Genomic DNA, 13,412 nt, shown 5'->3' with positions numbered 1-13,412 from the left:
GCTTGCGCCTTTGCTCCGTAGGATTGCTTAATGGTGTTCGGGCTTGGCCTCATGCGGGGCCGGGGCCCCCTTGCCGTCGGCGGATTTTTCGGGGCCCTGGTCCGCCGGCGTCGACACGCTGTTGGCCAGCAGCAGCGACATGCGGCGGTTGCGCGCGTCCTGCGGATTGTCGGCGATCAGCGGTTCGCGATCGGCCACGCCCTCGATGCGGCGGAAGCGGTCCTCGCCCAGCCCGTCGCGCATCATCTGCTGGCGGGTGGCCTCGGCGCGGCCCGCCGAGAGCGACCAGTTGTTGGTCAGGCCGTTGGTCCGCCATTGCAGCGCGTCGGTATGGCCGCGGATGGTCAGATCGCCTTCCTCGGTCTTGAGCACATGCGAGATCGCCGCCAGCAGTTCCACCGCATCCGGGGTCAGCACGGTGGTGCCGAGCTGGAACATCGAGAAATCGGCGTCATCCATCAGATCGATGCGGATGCCATCGGGCGTCACCGTCACCTTCAGCACGCGCGACAGCTTCTTCAGCTTTTCGCTGGCGCTCATCTGCTGCTGCAGGCGGGCCTGCACCTGGCTGGCCTTCTTGATCTGGTTGGCGCCTTCCTTCATGCCGCCGGTGGCGTCACGCGGGATGGTCATCGGGCGGTTGCCGGTCTGGCCGGCGCGATGCGGCATCTTGTCGGCATCGACCATCGAGGAGCCGCCCAGCAGCCCGTTCGAGCCAGCGCCGCCCTGCCGGATCTTCAGCATGGTGGGGGTGAAATAGTCGGCGATGCCCTTGCGCTGCTTTTCGGTGGTCGCGCCCAGCAGCCACATCAGCAGGAAGAAGGCCATCATCGCGGTCACGAAGTCGGCATAGGCCACCTTCCAGGCGCCGCCGTGGTGACCGGCGGCAACGATGGTCACCTTCTTGACGATAATCGGGGCAGGGATGTCCTGCTTGTTGCCCTTTTTGGGGGGGAGCCATGGATCAGCTCCCCTTAGCGGCCACGCAGCGCGTCGAGCAGTTCCGACAGGCCGGGGCGGAAATCGTGAGACAGGCCCGAACGCGCGCTCTCGACCACCAGCGGCTGGGGCCAGCCGTGCAGCGAGGCGATGATGACCTGCTTGACCGCATGGAAGATCTGCTCGTCGGCTTCGTTCACCTGCTTGAGGCGGCCCGCCATCGGCGCGACCATACCGTAAGCCAGCAGCACGCCCATGAAGGTACCCACCAGAGCCGAACCGATCATCGCGCCCAGAATGCTGGGCGGCTTGTCGATCGAGCCCATGGTCTTCACCACGCCGAGCACGGCGGCCACAATACCCAGAGCGGGCAGGGCGTCGGCCAGATTCTGGATGGCGTGCTGGGGGTGATCCATGGCGAGCAGATGCTGCTTGATGGCATTGTCCATCACATCTTCCACGGCATGCACCTCCAGCGTGCCCGAGGAGACGACGATCAGCGTCAGCGTGTCGCAGATCAGGTCGGTGAGTTCATGGTTGGCCAGCAGGCGGGGATATTCGGCGAAGATCGGCGAATCCTTGGGGGCCTGCACATGGCTTTCCATCGCGACCGGACCTTCGGTGCGCAGCAGCTTCATCAGCTTGGTGGTCAGCGCGATGACGTCGATGTGGTCCTGCTTGTTATGCTTGGGCCCCTTGAAGACGCGGCCGAAACCGCCGCCCAGCGCCTTGATGCCATGCATGTCGTTGCCGGTGATCACGGCGCCGATGGCGGCGCCGCAGATGATCAGCAGCTCGTGCGGGATCGCCTCCATGACAGGGCCCAGCGCGCCGCCGGTGATGGCGAAACCGCCAAACACCATGACGAAAAGCACGACGATGCCGATGATCGAAAACATGAAAGCAGCCCCCTGGAAGAAACGTCGGATTTACGCCTGGTTACCGCCCCCCGCATGGGCCGGCAACCAGGGCCTGTATCAATTGAGATAGGTAAACAGACTCATACTGGACAGCTTCGCAAAGCTGGCCTGGCTGGCACTGAGCGCCAGCATCTGTTGCGAAAGCTGGGCGGTGGCTGTGGTGTAATCGGTGCCGCCGACCGCGGCCTCGGTGGAGGTCCGCGCCGTCTGGGCGGTGGTCTGCACGGTGGTGGCCGTGGTGATCCAGGCCGTGCGCGCGCCCACCACCGTCTGCGTGGAGGAGACCTGGTTGAGCGCGGCATCGAGCTGGTCGAGGGCGCCGCCGCTGGCATTCATGCTGGCCGAGGTGGCGGTGCCCGCCTGCAACTGATCGGCCAGCGTCTTGACCGAGGTCAGCAGATTGCCGCTGACGCCGCCGCTGGTGGTGAAGTTCATCACCTCCGGGCCGGTCACCGAAGGGATCACCGACAGGCTGCCGCCCAGCGAGATCGCATTGGCGCTGGCGCCGCCGGTGTAGGTGGCGTTGCCGCTGGCATCCTGCGTATAGGCCGGGCTGCCGCCCGAGGTGCCCGAAAACACATAGTTGCCGTAGCTGTCCTTGGTGTTCGAAAGGTCGACGAGCTGCTGGTAATAGGCGTTGATCTGGACGCCATAATTCGCCTTGTCGCTGGCATTGGCGGTGTCCGATGCCGCCGCGGTCGCCGCCGTCTGGATCTTGGTGATGATGTCGGTGAACTGGCTCAGCGTGCTGTCGGTCAGCGTCAGGCTGGCCTTGGCCGAGGCGGCATTGGCCGTGTCGGCGGTCGACAGCGTGTCGGCGGCCTGCATCGTGCGCATCTGGGCGGCCGCGATGGGGTCGTCATAGGAATGGGTCAGGCGGTTGCCCGTCGAGAGCTGCTGGCTGAGCGTCTGGGTTGCCTGCGTGATCTTGTCCATATTGGCGATGGACTGATTGTAGAAGGCGCTGGTGCTGATGGCGGTCATGGGATGGTCCTCACGCTCAAATTTGCAGAAGCTGGTTGAACAGGGTCTGTGCTACCTGAATAACCTTGCCCGAAGCCTGATAGGCCTGTTGGTAACGCACCAGATTGGCCGCCTCCACATCCAGGCTGACGCCCGACTGGGCCGACATGGCGTTCTGGGCGTTGGTGTAGATCGAATCCAGCGCATCGCGCGTGGTGGTGTTGCCCGCCACCGCGGTGGAGGTCTGCAGGATCAGATTGTTGGCCTGCCCGGCAACGTCCACCGACTTGAGCGAGGAGATCAGCGAATTGAGGTTGCTGCCATCGGTGCTGTTGGCGGCCGAACCCGAAGGCGCCGTGGCGATCTGGCTGCCCGAGGTGAGCGCCAGCGTGATCCCCGCCGCGCCCGAACCCGAGAACATCGCCTGACCCGCCGAGCCGTCCTGCGCCGCGCCATTGGTCTGCGCGCTGTTGACGGTGGAGCTCAGGCTGTTGGCGATGGTGTCCAGCGTGGAGCCGGTGGAGATCGCGGCGGTCATCGCCTGCTGATTGCCCGCCAGCGAGCCGCCCGACAGCGTCAGCGCGGAGCTGCCGACCGTATAGCTGATGGCGCCGGTCGCATCCTGGCTCATCGCCAGCGTGTTGGCGGTGTTGCCGGAGACCAGCACCGGGCCGCTCGTGCCGCCCATCTGCACCTGCACCGTGCCGTTGCTGGCGATGGTGGTGGTGATATCGCCATACTGGCTGAGCTGCGACAGGATGTTGTCGCGCTGATCGAGCAGGTCGGCCTGGCTCGTGGGGTCGGGCGTGCTGCCGATGGTCTGGTTCAGCTTGGCCAGCGTGGTGGCCAGCGTGTTGACCTGGGTCACCCCGGCGGAGGCGGACTGGGTCAGACCCGACTTGGTTGCCGAAAGGGCGCTGCTGGCCTGGTTGAAGCTCTGGGCCAGCGTGCGGCCGGCTTCCAGCACATTGGCGCGCAGCGCGCTGTCATTGGGGCTGGCCGAAAGCTTGGACAGAGCGGTCTGATAGGCGGTGATCGAGTCATACAGGCCCGAATTGTCCACCGCATCGTTCACACTGGTGAGGCCGGTGACCAGCGTATCCGCGCGCGCGGCATCCGATCCGGTGCGGCGCACCTCGCTTTGCAGATAGCTGTCGACATCGCGGTCCACACCCACCACGCGCACACCGTTGAGGGTGACCGTGTTGAAGGTCGCCCCCGTCATGTTGGTGCCCGACACTTCGGCAAGGTTCACCGAACGCCGCACATAGCCGGCGGTGTTGGCGTTCGCGATGTTCTGCGACGTGACGTTCAGCGCGGCCTGGGCGGCGCGGGTGCCGCTGGCGGCAATGCTCAGCATGTCGGATGCCATGGCGTCAGTCCTTCTTTCCGATGGCGGTCGGGCTGCTGATGGGGAAGCCCGTCGTGGTGGTGGCGGCGCCCGTGGTACCGGTGCCGATGTGAAGCTGGCTGGCCAGCTTCTTCTCGATCATCTTGGCAAAGCCCATGCCGCCGCTCTTGGTGGTGGCCGCAGCGATGCTCTGTTCCTGCATCTCGCGGAAGGTGTCGGTGCCCTGGCCGCTGAACAGCTCGTCGCCAAGGTTCGATTTGCGCGATTCAGCCAGCATCTGCCGCACGAAGATCGCTTCGAACTGCTGGGACACCTCATGCAGCTTCTTGGCATCGGTGATGCCGCCGTTGGCGCTGGGCGTGGTGCCGCCCAGTGCCGAAGAGGCTGCCGAGGAGGCCGCGCTGGCGGCAGAGGCAGAGAAATCGCTCATATCACCACCATCTCCGCCTTGAGCGAGCCGGCCTGCTTGAGGGCTTCAAGAATGGCCACCAGATCGGACGGGGTCACACCCAGCAGGTTGAGCGCGTCGACGATGCGCGAGAGCGAGGCGCCCTTGGGCAGCAGCGCGATATGGGCGGTTTCCTCGCTGGCGCTGATCTGGCTGTTGGGGGTCACCACGGTCCTGCCGTTGGAGAAGGGGCCGGGCTGCGAGACATTGCGTTTCTCGTCGATGCGCACCACCAGCTTGCCGTGGCTGACCGCGGCGGGCGAGAGGCGCACCGCGCTGTTGATGACGACCGTGCCGGTGCGGCTGTTGACGATGACTTTCGCGGGAGCTTCAGCGGGGACGACATCGAGCATCTCGATCGCGGCCATGATGCCCGAGCGCGTGTCGGCGCCCGGCGGCAGGTGCAGCGAGACGCTGACGGCATCGTCGGCGCTGGCCATGCCCGGCCAGCGGCGATTGATGGCGTCGCGCACGCGCTGGGCGGTCAGGAAGTCGGCGGTGAACAGGTTCCAGCGCAGGATGTCGGAGGTTTCAAAGCCGGTCTCGACCGCGCGTTCCACCGTGGCACCCTCGGCCACGCGGCCCACGGTGGGCACGTTGACCGAAAGCTGCGAGCCGTCCTTGGCCGTCACGCCCAGGCCGCCGACCGCCAGATTGCCCTGCGCCATCGCATAGATCTTGCCGTCGGCACCATAGAGCGGCGCGAGCACCAGCGACCCGCCGCGCAGGCTCGTGGCCTTGCCGATCGCCGAGACGGTGATGTCGATGCGCTGGCCCGGCTTGGTGAAGGCGGGCAGGTCGGCGGTGATCATCACCGCGGCGGTGTTCTTGAGGTTGGGCGAGATGTTGAGCGGCAGGTTCAGACCCATGCGGCCCGACACGCCTTTCATCGCATAGGTGACATATTCCAGATTGTCATCGCCCGAGCCGCTTAAGCCCACCACGACGCCATAGCCGGTCAACTGGTTGGATCGCACGCCCTGGAAGGTGCCCAGATCGCGGATACGCTCGGCATGGGCGAGCGAGGGAACGGCCAGCACGGCAAGCGCCAGCAGCATGGCCTGCACGGCGCGGAACGCGCGGGCGGCCAGGGGGCGCTTTGTGTCAGGGCTGGGCGAGGAAACGGCAGGCATGGGACAAGTCTCCATCAGAACGGGCTGATGATGTTGAAGAAATGCGAAAGCCAACCCTCGCGCGCGCTGCGCGTGATGGCGCCGTTGCCCGCATATTCGATATGGGCGTCGGCCACCCGGCCCGAGGGCACGGTGTTGTCCATGCTGATGTCGTTCAGGCGGACAATTCCGGAGAATTGGATCCACTCCTGACCCTGGCTCAGCAACATGCGCTTTTCTCCACGCACCAAGGCGGTGCCGTTCGATCTCACCTCGGCGATCGTCACGGCGATCGTTCCGGTGAAGGTACTTGTCAGGGCGGTGTTGCCCTGACCATTGAACGACGAACCGCTCGAAGCATTAAGGGCATTGGGATTTAAGGCGAAAGGTCCCTGCGTGGGCGGGGTGATGCTGGCGCTGCCCGAACGCTGGGTCTTGGTGTTGGCGGTCTTGGACGAGCTGGTGGTTTCCACCAGCAGGATCGTCACCGTATCGCCCACCACGCGCGCCTGCGCCCCCGTGACCAGCGAGCTGTAGCCCATCGAGGCGTTGAAGATCGATCCGTCGGCCACGCGCGGCGCGGGCGGCGGCGGGGTGGTGGCGGAAAAGCCGGCGGGCGGCTTGCCGGCCATGGCGGCGGCGGGCAGCAGGGCCAGCGCACCGCTCATGGCGATACCGAGGATGGAAGAGGCACGCATCATGGGTCTCACAGTCTCTGGTCTTAGAGGGTCTGGTTGGCGTTTTTGAGCATGTCGTCGACCGAGGAGATCATCTTGGAGTTGATCTCATAGGCGCGCTGGCATTCGATCATGTCGACCAGCTCGGTCACGATGTTGACGTTGGAGGTTTCCAGAGCGCCCTGCTTGATCGTGCCTACACCCTGCACGCCGGGCGTGCCGATCTGCGCGGTGCCGCTGGCGGTGGTTTCCTGAAGCATGTTGCCGCCGATCGACTGCAGGCCCTGGGCGTTGGGGAAGGTGGCCATGGTGATCTGGCCGACCTGCACGGCGTTGCCGCCGCTGGGCGGGATCGCCGAGACCGTGCCGTCCGAGCCGATCGCCACCGAGGTGGAGCCCAGCGGGATGGTGATGGCGGGCTGCACCGGATAGCCGTCCGAGGTCTGGATCTCACCCTGCGACGACAGCGAGAAATTGCCCGCGCGGGTATAGGCGAACTGGCCGGTGGGCAGCAGCACCTGGAAATAGCCGTTGCCCTGGATGGCCAGGTCATAGGCATTGCCGGTGGTGTCGATCGTGCCCTGTTCCTCCTGGCGCGAGGTGCCCTGGATCTGCACGCCGGTGCCCAGGTTCAGGCCGGTGGCATAATTGTTCTGCGAGGTGTTCTGCTGGCCCGCCACGCGCATGTCCTGATAGGACAGGGTCGCGAAATTGGCGCGATCGCGCTTGAAGGCGGTGGTGTTGACGTTGGCAAGGTTGTTCGAGATCACGCGCATGCGCGTGTCCTGAGCATCGAGCCCGGTGCGGGCGACCTGAAGAGCGGAAGCGGACATGACAGAACCTTTCTATAAACCTGTATGGACCGGCTGGGCTTAGGAACCGGCTGACTGGCGCAGCAGGGTGGTGCCCGACTGGTCGACATCCTTGGCGGTGGAGATCAGCTTGGCGCGGATATCGAACAGGCGCTGGGCCTGAACCATGTCCACCATCACCTGGCTGGCACTGACGTTGGAGCCTTCAAGCGAACCGACGATCACCTGCGCATTGTCGTTGGCGGGCAGAATGCCGCCACCGACCACGCGAAACTGACCATCGAGCCCCTTGGCGATCTGGCTGCCGTCGGTGCTGGCGATCTTGATCTTGTCCACCACGCTGGGCTGCAGATTGGGGTTGGTGGCATCCACGGCCAGCACCGTGCCGTCCGGGCCGATCTTAATCTTGCTTTCCAGCGGCACGGTGATCGGGCCGCCATTGCCGATCACCGGCAGGCCATCGCCATTGGTCAGCAGGCCGGTCGGCGAGACCGAGAGGTCACCCCGGCGGGTGTAGACCTCGGTCCCGTCATTGGCCTGCACGCTCAACATGTCGGTGCCCTGAAGGGCGATGTCGAGATCGTTGCCGGTGGCGCTGACCGTGCCGGGCGCCATGTTGGCGGCGCGGACCTCGCCGTCGCTCATCGCGCGGGCTTCCAGCGCCGGGCCCTTCAGGGTCACCGGCGTGGAGGCGATCATGTCGGCGCGAAAACCGACGGTCTGCGCGTTGGACATGTTCGACGCGATGACCCGCTGGCGGTTCATCGAGTCGGTCATGCCCGACATGGCGGTGTAGATCAGCCGGTCCATGGTTTATCAGCTACGCAGGTTGATCACGGAGTCGGAGATCTGCGTGTTCGCGTCGATCGCCTTGGCATTCGCCTGGAAATAGCGCTGGGCGGTGATCAGCCCGACCATTTCGGTGGCGGTGTCGACGTTCGACTGCTCCAGCGTGCCCGACAGGATGCTGCCGTTGCCGCCCGAGGACGGCACGCCATAGGTGGCGGGACCCGACAGGCCGGTCACTTCCCACTGCTGGCTGCCCATTTCCTTGAGGCCGGTGGGCGACACGAAGCTGGCCAGAGCGACCTTGCCGACGGTGGTGGTGCTGCCATCGGCATAGGCGGCGATGATCGAGCCGTCGTCCTTCACCTGCACGCCGGTGTACTTCGCGCCGGCGGCATTGGTGGTGGGCAGCACGCCATTGCTGGTCGTGGTGGCATAGGTGCCCGAGGCGGCGTCATAGGCCATGATCTGGACATTGTTGCCGCTCGAGTCGGTGATGTTGCCCGAACCGTCGGTGGTGAAGTTACCGTTGCGGGTATACAGAACCTGGCCCGTGCTGGGCGCGACCACGGTGAAGAAGCCGTTGCCGTTGACCATCAGGTCCAGCGCCGAGCCGGTTTCCTTGGCGCTGCCGGTGGTGAAGTCCTGATCGATCGACTGCACCAGCGAACCCAGACCGACCTGGGTCTTGGCGTTGGTGTAGCTGCTGGCGCCGACGATGTCGGAGAAGTTGATGTTGCTCTTCTTGAAGCCGGTGGTTTCGGCGTTCGCGAGGTTGTTCGAGATGACATTCAGTTCCTGAGAGGCGTTCTTCAGGCCGGTCAGTGACGTGTAATAGGACATGGGTTTCTGCCTTCTGAAAAAAGTGGGCTGAAAATCAGGTGTCTAAAATCAGGCGCCTGAAATCAGGCGGTGGCGCCGGTGGACGCCGTGTCGGACGTGGACGTGTCGGTGGGGGTCGTGGTGCCCGTGGCCGTGCCGGTGGCAGCGGCCTGCTGGGCGGCCAGGATCTTGTCGAGCTTGTCCGAGATGCCGCTCAGCGTGTCGCTCATGCCCGTCGTGGCCGACAGGGTGGAGAACTGCGCCATCTGCGCGATCATCTGCGTGTTGTCCTGCGGCGCCGTCGGATCCTGGTTCTGCAGTTCCGTGGTCAGCAGGCTGATGAAATCGTTCATCCCCAACTGGGTGTTCGACTTGGTCGAGGTGCTGGTGGACGTACCGGTGGTGGAGCCGGTCGAACCGGTCGAGGAAACGGCTGTCATTATTTCATCCTCACAGTGTCGAGCATCAATTGCTTGGCGGTGGACAGGGCCTCGACCAGATTTGTGTACTGGCGCGAGGAATCGAGCATTTCGACCATCTCGGCATTTTCATCGACCGGGGCGGTAAAGATGTCGCCGTTGGCATCCGCCAGCGGGTGGTTGGGGTTGTGTTCTTTCAGCGGCGTCGCGGCGGTGCGCACCACGCCGGCCACATTGACCGTCGAGAGGCCGCTGGCCGCATCGAGCTGCTGGGCAAAGACGGCACGCACCGGGCGATAGGTCGAGGCCTCGCTGGTGGAGACCGCGCCGGCATTGGCCAGGTTGGAGGAGGCCGCGTTCATGCGGACCAACTGCGCCGACATGCCGCGCTGGGCGACGTCGAAGATGTTGAGCGAACCGGTGGTGGGCATCGGCTTACTCCCCCTTGATGGCGCGGGTGATGGTGTTCACCCGGCCGCTGATGAAGGAGAGCGAGGTCGAATAGCCCATCGCATTCTGCGAGAAGGCCACCTGCTCGGTCGAAAGGTCCACGGTGTTGCCGTCAAGGCTGGGCATCACCGGCACGCGGTACTGCGTGGCCTTGGCGGTGGCGGCATCGATGTTGGTGCCGCCCATCTCGGATTTGAGCGCGGCGGTGAAATCGATGTCCTTCGCCTTGTAGTTCGGCGTCGCGGCATTGGCGATGTTGGAGGTCAGCATGCCCATACGCTGCGAACGCAGTTCGAGCGCCATGCCATGAATGCCAAAAAGGCTGGTGTTGTTGGCGGCGTCACTCATCGGCGGTCTCGTCAAGCTCCTGAAGGCCACGCAGGGCCGGTCCCCCAATGAAAAGCAAAGGCCGTGCCAAATGCGCGAAAGGCGGCGTGGTATCGGAAATTTTATCGCCGCTTGCCGGTGCCGGGCCGCCGGTGCCGGGCAGGGCGGCAAGGCTTTGCCGGAAGGCGGCAATCTTCGGCCAGATGCTGAAACTGCCCTGAAAAGCCCCGTTCTCGTGGTTGCCGGGGCCGGTTTGGGCCTCTAGGCTTTCATCGGTTGCAATCAGGACTGCGCGCGGATCATGAACTTTTCCTCGATGATCGATCCCTCCACTCTGGCCATCGTGCTGGGCGGGACGGTGCTGGCCACCTTCCTGCGGGCAGGATGGGCCGATTGGCGCGCCATGCTGTCCCAACTGGGCCGGGCGCTGGCCGGAGCCTTCGGCATGGCCAAGCCCTTCGACGCCGAGGCGCTGCGCGGCCGCATCGCCCGCGAGCTGCAGGGCATGCAGCGCGACGGCCTGCTGCGCGCCGAGCCGCACCTGGTCGGCGACGCCGAATTCGACACGGCGATCCGCGACATGGTCACTCATCGTTCCACCGCCGGTCTGAAGGGCCTGTTGGAGCAGTTGCGTGAAAAGCGTCTCGCGCCCGCCCGCGCGGCGGTGAACACGCTGGGGCTTTCGGCCGAGCTGGCGCCGGTCTTCGGGCTGGGCGGCACGCTGATCTCGCTTTCGCGCCTGCCCGCCAATGGCGTGGACCGCACCGCCTACATGTCGGCGATCGGCATGGCGGTGCATGCCACGCTCTATGGCCTTGTTCTGGCGCATCTGCTGCTCGCCCCGCTGGCCCGGCTGGTCGAGCGCCGCATGACTCATGAGGACAATGCCCGTAAAGCCCTGGCGCAATGGCTGGAGGCCGAAGTCGCCGAAGCCGCGCCCGGCGCCCTGACGCCTGCCCCCCAAGGCCGCGAAGCCCATCCGCGCGGTGAACGTGCCCCACGCGGTGAAGCCGCGCTGCGTGACGGTCCGTCGCCCCGCCTCTTCCAGCCGGGCGGTCAGGCATGAGCATTCGCGGCGGCATCGGCTGGCAAACCATGCTGGCCGACCTTTCCCTGATCCTCTTCATGGTCACCGCCGCCGCCATGGCCGAGCCCACCGCGCCGGCCAGCAAGGCCCAGGCCGCTCATCCGGCGCCCCCTCCGCCGCCGCCCCCACTGCCACCCAAGCCCGCGCCTGATCTCGTCGATCCTACCCGCGCCCAGCCTCTGGCCATCTGGCGCGAGGCGCCCGGCGGCCCCGGCATTGCCGCATGGCTCGCCTCGCAGCAGCCTGACAGCCGCCAGCGTCTGACGATCACGCTGCGCTATCCGCCTGACGGTCAGTCGCACGCGATCGTCAACATCGCGCGGCTGACTCAGGAGGCCGGGGCCATGGGGCAGAATGCGCGGGTCATCATGGAACCAGAAGCGGCCGGAACGCCTTCCGAGGTTCTGGCTTCTCTGGCCTATGATCTGGGCGGGCAATAAGGTTTTCAGTGATTTAAAGAAGAAGATGCGAGGGGGTTACCCCCTCGCGCTCCCGGAACGTCTTCCGACGGCAGGGCAGGGGCACCCGGTCGTGGCGCCAGAACTCTCCACCTGCGTTACCTATGGGCGCCGCAGGCAGTCATGATTGGCTGGGCGGAGTGATCATGGGTTTTATGCCTGCGGCGCGGCGACCTTACGCCAAGGCCGAACCCGAAGCGCCACGTAGACATTCATGGGAGCGCGAGGGTGTAACACCCTCGCATTTCCTTTTCTTATCTCTTCCCTTATTTGGCACGAAGCTTGCTTAAAACGGACCATAATCCTGCCCACTTTCATGTCAGGTCCATAGCGATGCGACTGTCCGTTTCCCTTTCCGCTTTGCTGCCGATGGTTTTCATCGCCAGCGCCGCGCAGGCTCAAGGAGCCTACACCGATCCTGCCGCCATCGACCGCGAAGTGGCCGCCTTTACGGGTGTGCCGGCTGGCGGCATGGGCGGCGCCATGTTGCCGACCGACCGCCGTTTGCGGCTGGCGCTTTGCCGCTCGCCGCTGGCCATGTCGTGGCGCACGGCGCGGCGTGACTCGCTGATCGTCGAGTGCCCCGATCCGGGCAGTTGGCATCTTTTCGTGCCGGTGCGTTCCGCTCAGGCGACCCCTGCCGCTGCCGCGGCCCCGGTCGTCATGCGCGGCGAGTCGGTGACGATTGCCGTGGCCGGTGAGGGCTTTGCCGTCACCCAGCCCGGTGAGGCGATGGAGGCCGGTGCCGTGGGTGACTGGATTCGCGTGCGTTCGGTGCGCTCGGGCCAGCCGCAGGGCGATGCTATGCGGGCCCGCATCACCCGCCCCGGCGAGGTGGAAGTTCCGCTGGGCGATTGACGCTGGAGGCCCGAAAAAGGCGTCCGGCAGGGTTCGGCAGCTTCTTGCCGCCTGAATTTGCCGTTTGCCTTCCGGGCCTTGGTGGAAAACGTCGAAAATCTGCCGCCCGAATTTGTTGTTTGCCTTAAAAGCTGCGGTACGGCACCGTTCTTGACACTGGAAACGCAAGGAGCGGAACCATGTCGAGCATCGCATCCGGCCCCGGCCTCGGTTCGGGCTTTAATGTTGATTTGAGCGTGCAGCAGGTCGGTGCGACCGATTCCAGGCTGTCGCTGAATACCGACGCCAACGCGGCGGCCTCGGCCGCTTCCGCGAGCGTCAATCTTGCTGCCGCCACGCAGGTGTCGAGCAGCCCCGCCGCCACGACCAGCGCCCCTAGCGCTTCGGCCGTGGTTACCTCTACCGCGTCGAGCGCCGGTTCGGCGCCCGTCGATACCGATCGCGTCGCCACGATCAAGAAGGCGATCGAGACCGGGAACTACCCCCTCGTCCCGACCAAGATCGGCGATGCCATGATCGCCGCGGGCATGTTGCTGAGGATCAACACATGAAGCATCAGTTTGCCGGTTCCAGCGCTCTTCTTGATAACGCCCCTGTCTCGCGTGGCGACACTCTGCGTCGCATGATCGAGCTGCTGCGGCATGAGCGGGAAGCGCTGACCGGCATGGACATGGATTCGATCATGGGCTGCGCTCATGACAAATATGTCCTGTGTGAAGAGCTGGAAGCTGCGGGCGATGGCCATATCGACGAGGAAACGCGGGGGCTGATCGATGCCGCGCGCCGCCTCAACGAAGTGAACCGCCAGCTGCGCAACCTGATTGCCGCCAATGTGTCGGCTCGGTTGAACGCGCTGTCGGGTGGTGCTCCGCTGTACAAGGCCCAGACGGGGCAGGCCTTGCGACCCCAGGGCGTGCCTGCCTATGCCTATACCGGCGCGCGGGCCTGACAGATTTTGCCGGGTTTTGCCGGGCGGCAAACCT

At 65.2% G+C, this 13,412-nt stretch carries 18 protein-coding genes; 5 read left to right on the top strand and 13 right to left on the bottom strand.

What is annotated here, in order from left to right; translation table 11 throughout:
- Positions 1-27 precede the first annotated feature (27 nt).
- From ABDW49_RS17200 to flgB, 13 genes are all read right to left on the bottom strand, one after another.
- Entirely contained in the window at positions 28-900 is an 873-nt protein-coding gene (locus tag ABDW49_RS17200) for a flagellar motor protein MotB (protein WP_343613374.1), read from the bottom strand.
- Between the two features lie 74 nt (positions 901-974).
- Positions 975-1,838, bottom strand: coding sequence for a flagellar motor stator protein MotA (gene motA, locus ABDW49_RS17195; RefSeq protein ID WP_343613372.1), 864 nt, complete (start codon positions 1,836-1,838; stop codon positions 975-977).
- A gap of 78 nt (positions 1,839-1,916) precedes the next feature.
- A complete protein-coding gene (locus ABDW49_RS17190) occupies positions 1,917-2,843 on the bottom strand; it encodes a flagellar biosynthesis protein FlgL (protein ID WP_343613370.1) in 927 nt (308 codons plus the stop codon).
- A 16-nt stretch (positions 2,844-2,859) separates the two neighbouring features.
- Complete coding sequence (gene flgK / locus ABDW49_RS17185; protein WP_343613368.1) at positions 2,860-4,194, bottom strand: flagellar hook-associated protein FlgK; 1,335 nt, start codon at positions 4,192-4,194, stop codon at positions 2,860-2,862.
- 4 nt (positions 4,195-4,198) lie between these two features.
- On the bottom strand, positions 4,199-4,603 hold the full coding sequence (locus ABDW49_RS17180) for a rod-binding protein (RefSeq protein ID WP_343613366.1): 405 nt from the start codon (positions 4,601-4,603) through the stop codon (positions 4,199-4,201).
- On the bottom strand, positions 4,600-5,679 hold the full coding sequence (locus ABDW49_RS17175; RefSeq protein WP_343614350.1) for a flagellar basal body P-ring protein FlgI: 1,080 nt from the start codon (positions 5,677-5,679) through the stop codon (positions 4,600-4,602). Before ABDW49_RS17175 ends, ABDW49_RS17180 begins: the two co-directional genes overlap by 4 nt.
- Before the next feature lie 89 nt (positions 5,680-5,768).
- On the bottom strand, positions 5,769-6,434 hold the full coding sequence (locus ABDW49_RS17170) for a flagellar basal body L-ring protein FlgH (RefSeq protein WP_343613364.1): 666 nt from the start codon (positions 6,432-6,434) through the stop codon (positions 5,769-5,771).
- Between the two features lie 20 nt (positions 6,435-6,454).
- Positions 6,455-7,243: a flagellar basal-body rod protein FlgG gene (gene flgG, locus ABDW49_RS17165; RefSeq protein WP_343613362.1), complete on the bottom strand. Its 789-nt coding sequence runs from the start codon at positions 7,241-7,243 to the stop codon at positions 6,455-6,457.
- Between the two features lie 39 nt (positions 7,244-7,282).
- Positions 7,283-8,032, bottom strand: coding sequence for a flagellar basal body rod protein FlgF (gene flgF, locus ABDW49_RS17160; RefSeq protein ID WP_343613359.1), 750 nt, complete (start codon positions 8,030-8,032; stop codon positions 7,283-7,285).
- 6 nt (positions 8,033-8,038) lie between these two features.
- On the bottom strand, positions 8,039-8,851 hold the full coding sequence (locus ABDW49_RS17155) for a flagellar hook basal-body protein (protein ID WP_343613357.1): 813 nt from the start codon (positions 8,849-8,851) through the stop codon (positions 8,039-8,041).
- Between the two features lie 62 nt (positions 8,852-8,913).
- Complete coding sequence (locus tag ABDW49_RS17150) at positions 8,914-9,270, bottom strand: flagellar hook capping FlgD N-terminal domain-containing protein (protein ID WP_343613355.1); 357 nt, start codon at positions 9,268-9,270, stop codon at positions 8,914-8,916.
- Entirely contained in the window at positions 9,270-9,680 is a 411-nt protein-coding gene (flgC, locus tag ABDW49_RS17145; RefSeq protein ID WP_343613353.1) for a flagellar basal body rod protein FlgC, read from the bottom strand. Before flgC ends, ABDW49_RS17150 begins: the two co-directional genes overlap by 1 nt.
- A gap of 4 nt (positions 9,681-9,684) precedes the next feature.
- On the bottom strand, positions 9,685-10,047 hold the full coding sequence (gene flgB / locus ABDW49_RS17140; RefSeq protein ID WP_343613352.1) for a flagellar basal body rod protein FlgB: 363 nt from the start codon (positions 10,045-10,047) through the stop codon (positions 9,685-9,687).
- 280 nt (positions 10,048-10,327) lie between these two features.
- Between flgB and ABDW49_RS17135 the strand changes: the two genes are divergently transcribed.
- From ABDW49_RS17135 to ABDW49_RS17115, 5 genes are all read left to right on the top strand, one after another.
- Complete coding sequence (locus ABDW49_RS17135) at positions 10,328-11,092, top strand: MotA/TolQ/ExbB proton channel family protein (RefSeq protein ID WP_343613350.1); 765 nt, start codon at positions 10,328-10,330, stop codon at positions 11,090-11,092.
- On the top strand, positions 11,089-11,553 hold the full coding sequence (locus tag ABDW49_RS17130; protein ID WP_343613349.1) for a hypothetical protein: 465 nt from the start codon (positions 11,089-11,091) through the stop codon (positions 11,551-11,553). Before ABDW49_RS17135 ends, ABDW49_RS17130 begins: the two co-directional genes overlap by 4 nt.
- Before the next feature lie 351 nt (positions 11,554-11,904).
- Positions 11,905-12,429, top strand: a complete 525-nt coding sequence (locus tag ABDW49_RS17125) for a flagella basal body P-ring formation protein FlgA (protein ID WP_343613347.1) — start codon at positions 11,905-11,907, stop codon at positions 12,427-12,429.
- A gap of 179 nt (positions 12,430-12,608) precedes the next feature.
- Positions 12,609-12,980 (top strand): flagellar biosynthesis anti-sigma factor FlgM, encoded by a 372-nt coding sequence (locus ABDW49_RS17120; RefSeq protein ID WP_343613345.1) that lies wholly within the window; start codon positions 12,609-12,611, stop codon positions 12,978-12,980.
- Positions 12,977-13,378 carry a flagellar protein FlgN gene (locus ABDW49_RS17115; protein ID WP_343613343.1) on the top strand — a complete coding sequence of 134 codons (402 nt, stop codon included), beginning with the start codon at positions 12,977-12,979 and terminating at the stop codon, positions 13,376-13,378. Before ABDW49_RS17120 ends, ABDW49_RS17115 begins: the two co-directional genes overlap by 4 nt.
- The last annotated feature ends 34 nt before the right edge of the window (positions 13,379-13,412 follow it).

This window comes from Novosphingobium sp. (assembly GCF_039595395.1).
GTDB lineage: Bacteria > Pseudomonadota > Alphaproteobacteria > Sphingomonadales > Sphingomonadaceae > Novosphingobium.
This window is presented reverse-complemented; position numbering and strand designations above follow the sequence as displayed.

What these genes read in the sequence shown, in the direction of transcription:
- motA (WP_343613372.1), bottom strand. Translation starts at nt 1,838, where the DNA reads ATGTTTTCGATCATCGGCATCGTCGTGCTTTTCGTCATGGTGTTTGGC.
- ABDW49_RS17190 (WP_343613370.1), bottom strand. Translation starts at nt 2,843, where the DNA reads ATGACCGCCATCAGCACCAGCGCCTTCTACAATCAGTCCATCGCCAAT.
- flgK (WP_343613368.1), bottom strand. Translation starts at nt 4,194, where the DNA reads ATGGCATCCGACATGCTGAGCATTGCCGCCAGCGGCACCCGCGCCGCC.
- ABDW49_RS17180 (WP_343613366.1), bottom strand. Translation starts at nt 4,603, where the DNA reads ATGAGCGATTTCTCTGCCTCTGCCGCCAGCGCGGCCTCCTCGGCAGCC.
- ABDW49_RS17175 (WP_343614350.1), bottom strand. Translation starts at nt 5,679, where the DNA reads ATGCTGCTGGCGCTTGCCGTGCTGGCCGTTCCCTCGCTCGCCCATGCC.
- ABDW49_RS17170 (WP_343613364.1), bottom strand. Translation starts at nt 6,434, where the DNA reads ATGATGCGTGCCTCTTCCATCCTCGGTATCGCCATGAGCGGTGCGCTG.
- flgG (WP_343613362.1), bottom strand. Translation starts at nt 7,243, where the DNA reads ATGTCCGCTTCCGCTCTTCAGGTCGCCCGCACCGGGCTCGATGCTCAG.
- flgF (WP_343613359.1), bottom strand. Translation starts at nt 8,032, where the DNA reads ATGGACCGGCTGATCTACACCGCCATGTCGGGCATGACCGACTCGATG.
- ABDW49_RS17155 (WP_343613357.1), bottom strand. Translation starts at nt 8,851, where the DNA reads ATGTCCTATTACACGTCACTGACCGGCCTGAAGAACGCCTCTCAGGAA.
- ABDW49_RS17150 (WP_343613355.1), bottom strand. Translation starts at nt 9,270, where the DNA reads ATGACAGCCGTTTCCTCGACCGGTTCGACCGGCTCCACCACCGGTACG.
- flgC (WP_343613353.1), bottom strand. Translation starts at nt 9,680, where the DNA reads ATGCCCACCACCGGTTCGCTCAACATCTTCGACGTCGCCCAGCGCGGC.
- flgB (WP_343613352.1), bottom strand. Translation starts at nt 10,047, where the DNA reads ATGAGTGACGCCGCCAACAACACCAGCCTTTTTGGCATTCATGGCATG.
- ABDW49_RS17135 (WP_343613350.1), top strand. Translation starts at nt 10,328, where the DNA reads ATGAACTTTTCCTCGATGATCGATCCCTCCACTCTGGCCATCGTGCTG.
- ABDW49_RS17130 (WP_343613349.1), top strand. Translation starts at nt 11,089, where the DNA reads ATGAGCATTCGCGGCGGCATCGGCTGGCAAACCATGCTGGCCGACCTT.
- ABDW49_RS17125 (WP_343613347.1), top strand. Translation starts at nt 11,905, where the DNA reads ATGCGACTGTCCGTTTCCCTTTCCGCTTTGCTGCCGATGGTTTTCATC.
- ABDW49_RS17120 (WP_343613345.1), top strand. Translation starts at nt 12,609, where the DNA reads ATGTCGAGCATCGCATCCGGCCCCGGCCTCGGTTCGGGCTTTAATGTT.
- ABDW49_RS17115 (WP_343613343.1), top strand. Translation starts at nt 12,977, where the DNA reads ATGAAGCATCAGTTTGCCGGTTCCAGCGCTCTTCTTGATAACGCCCCT.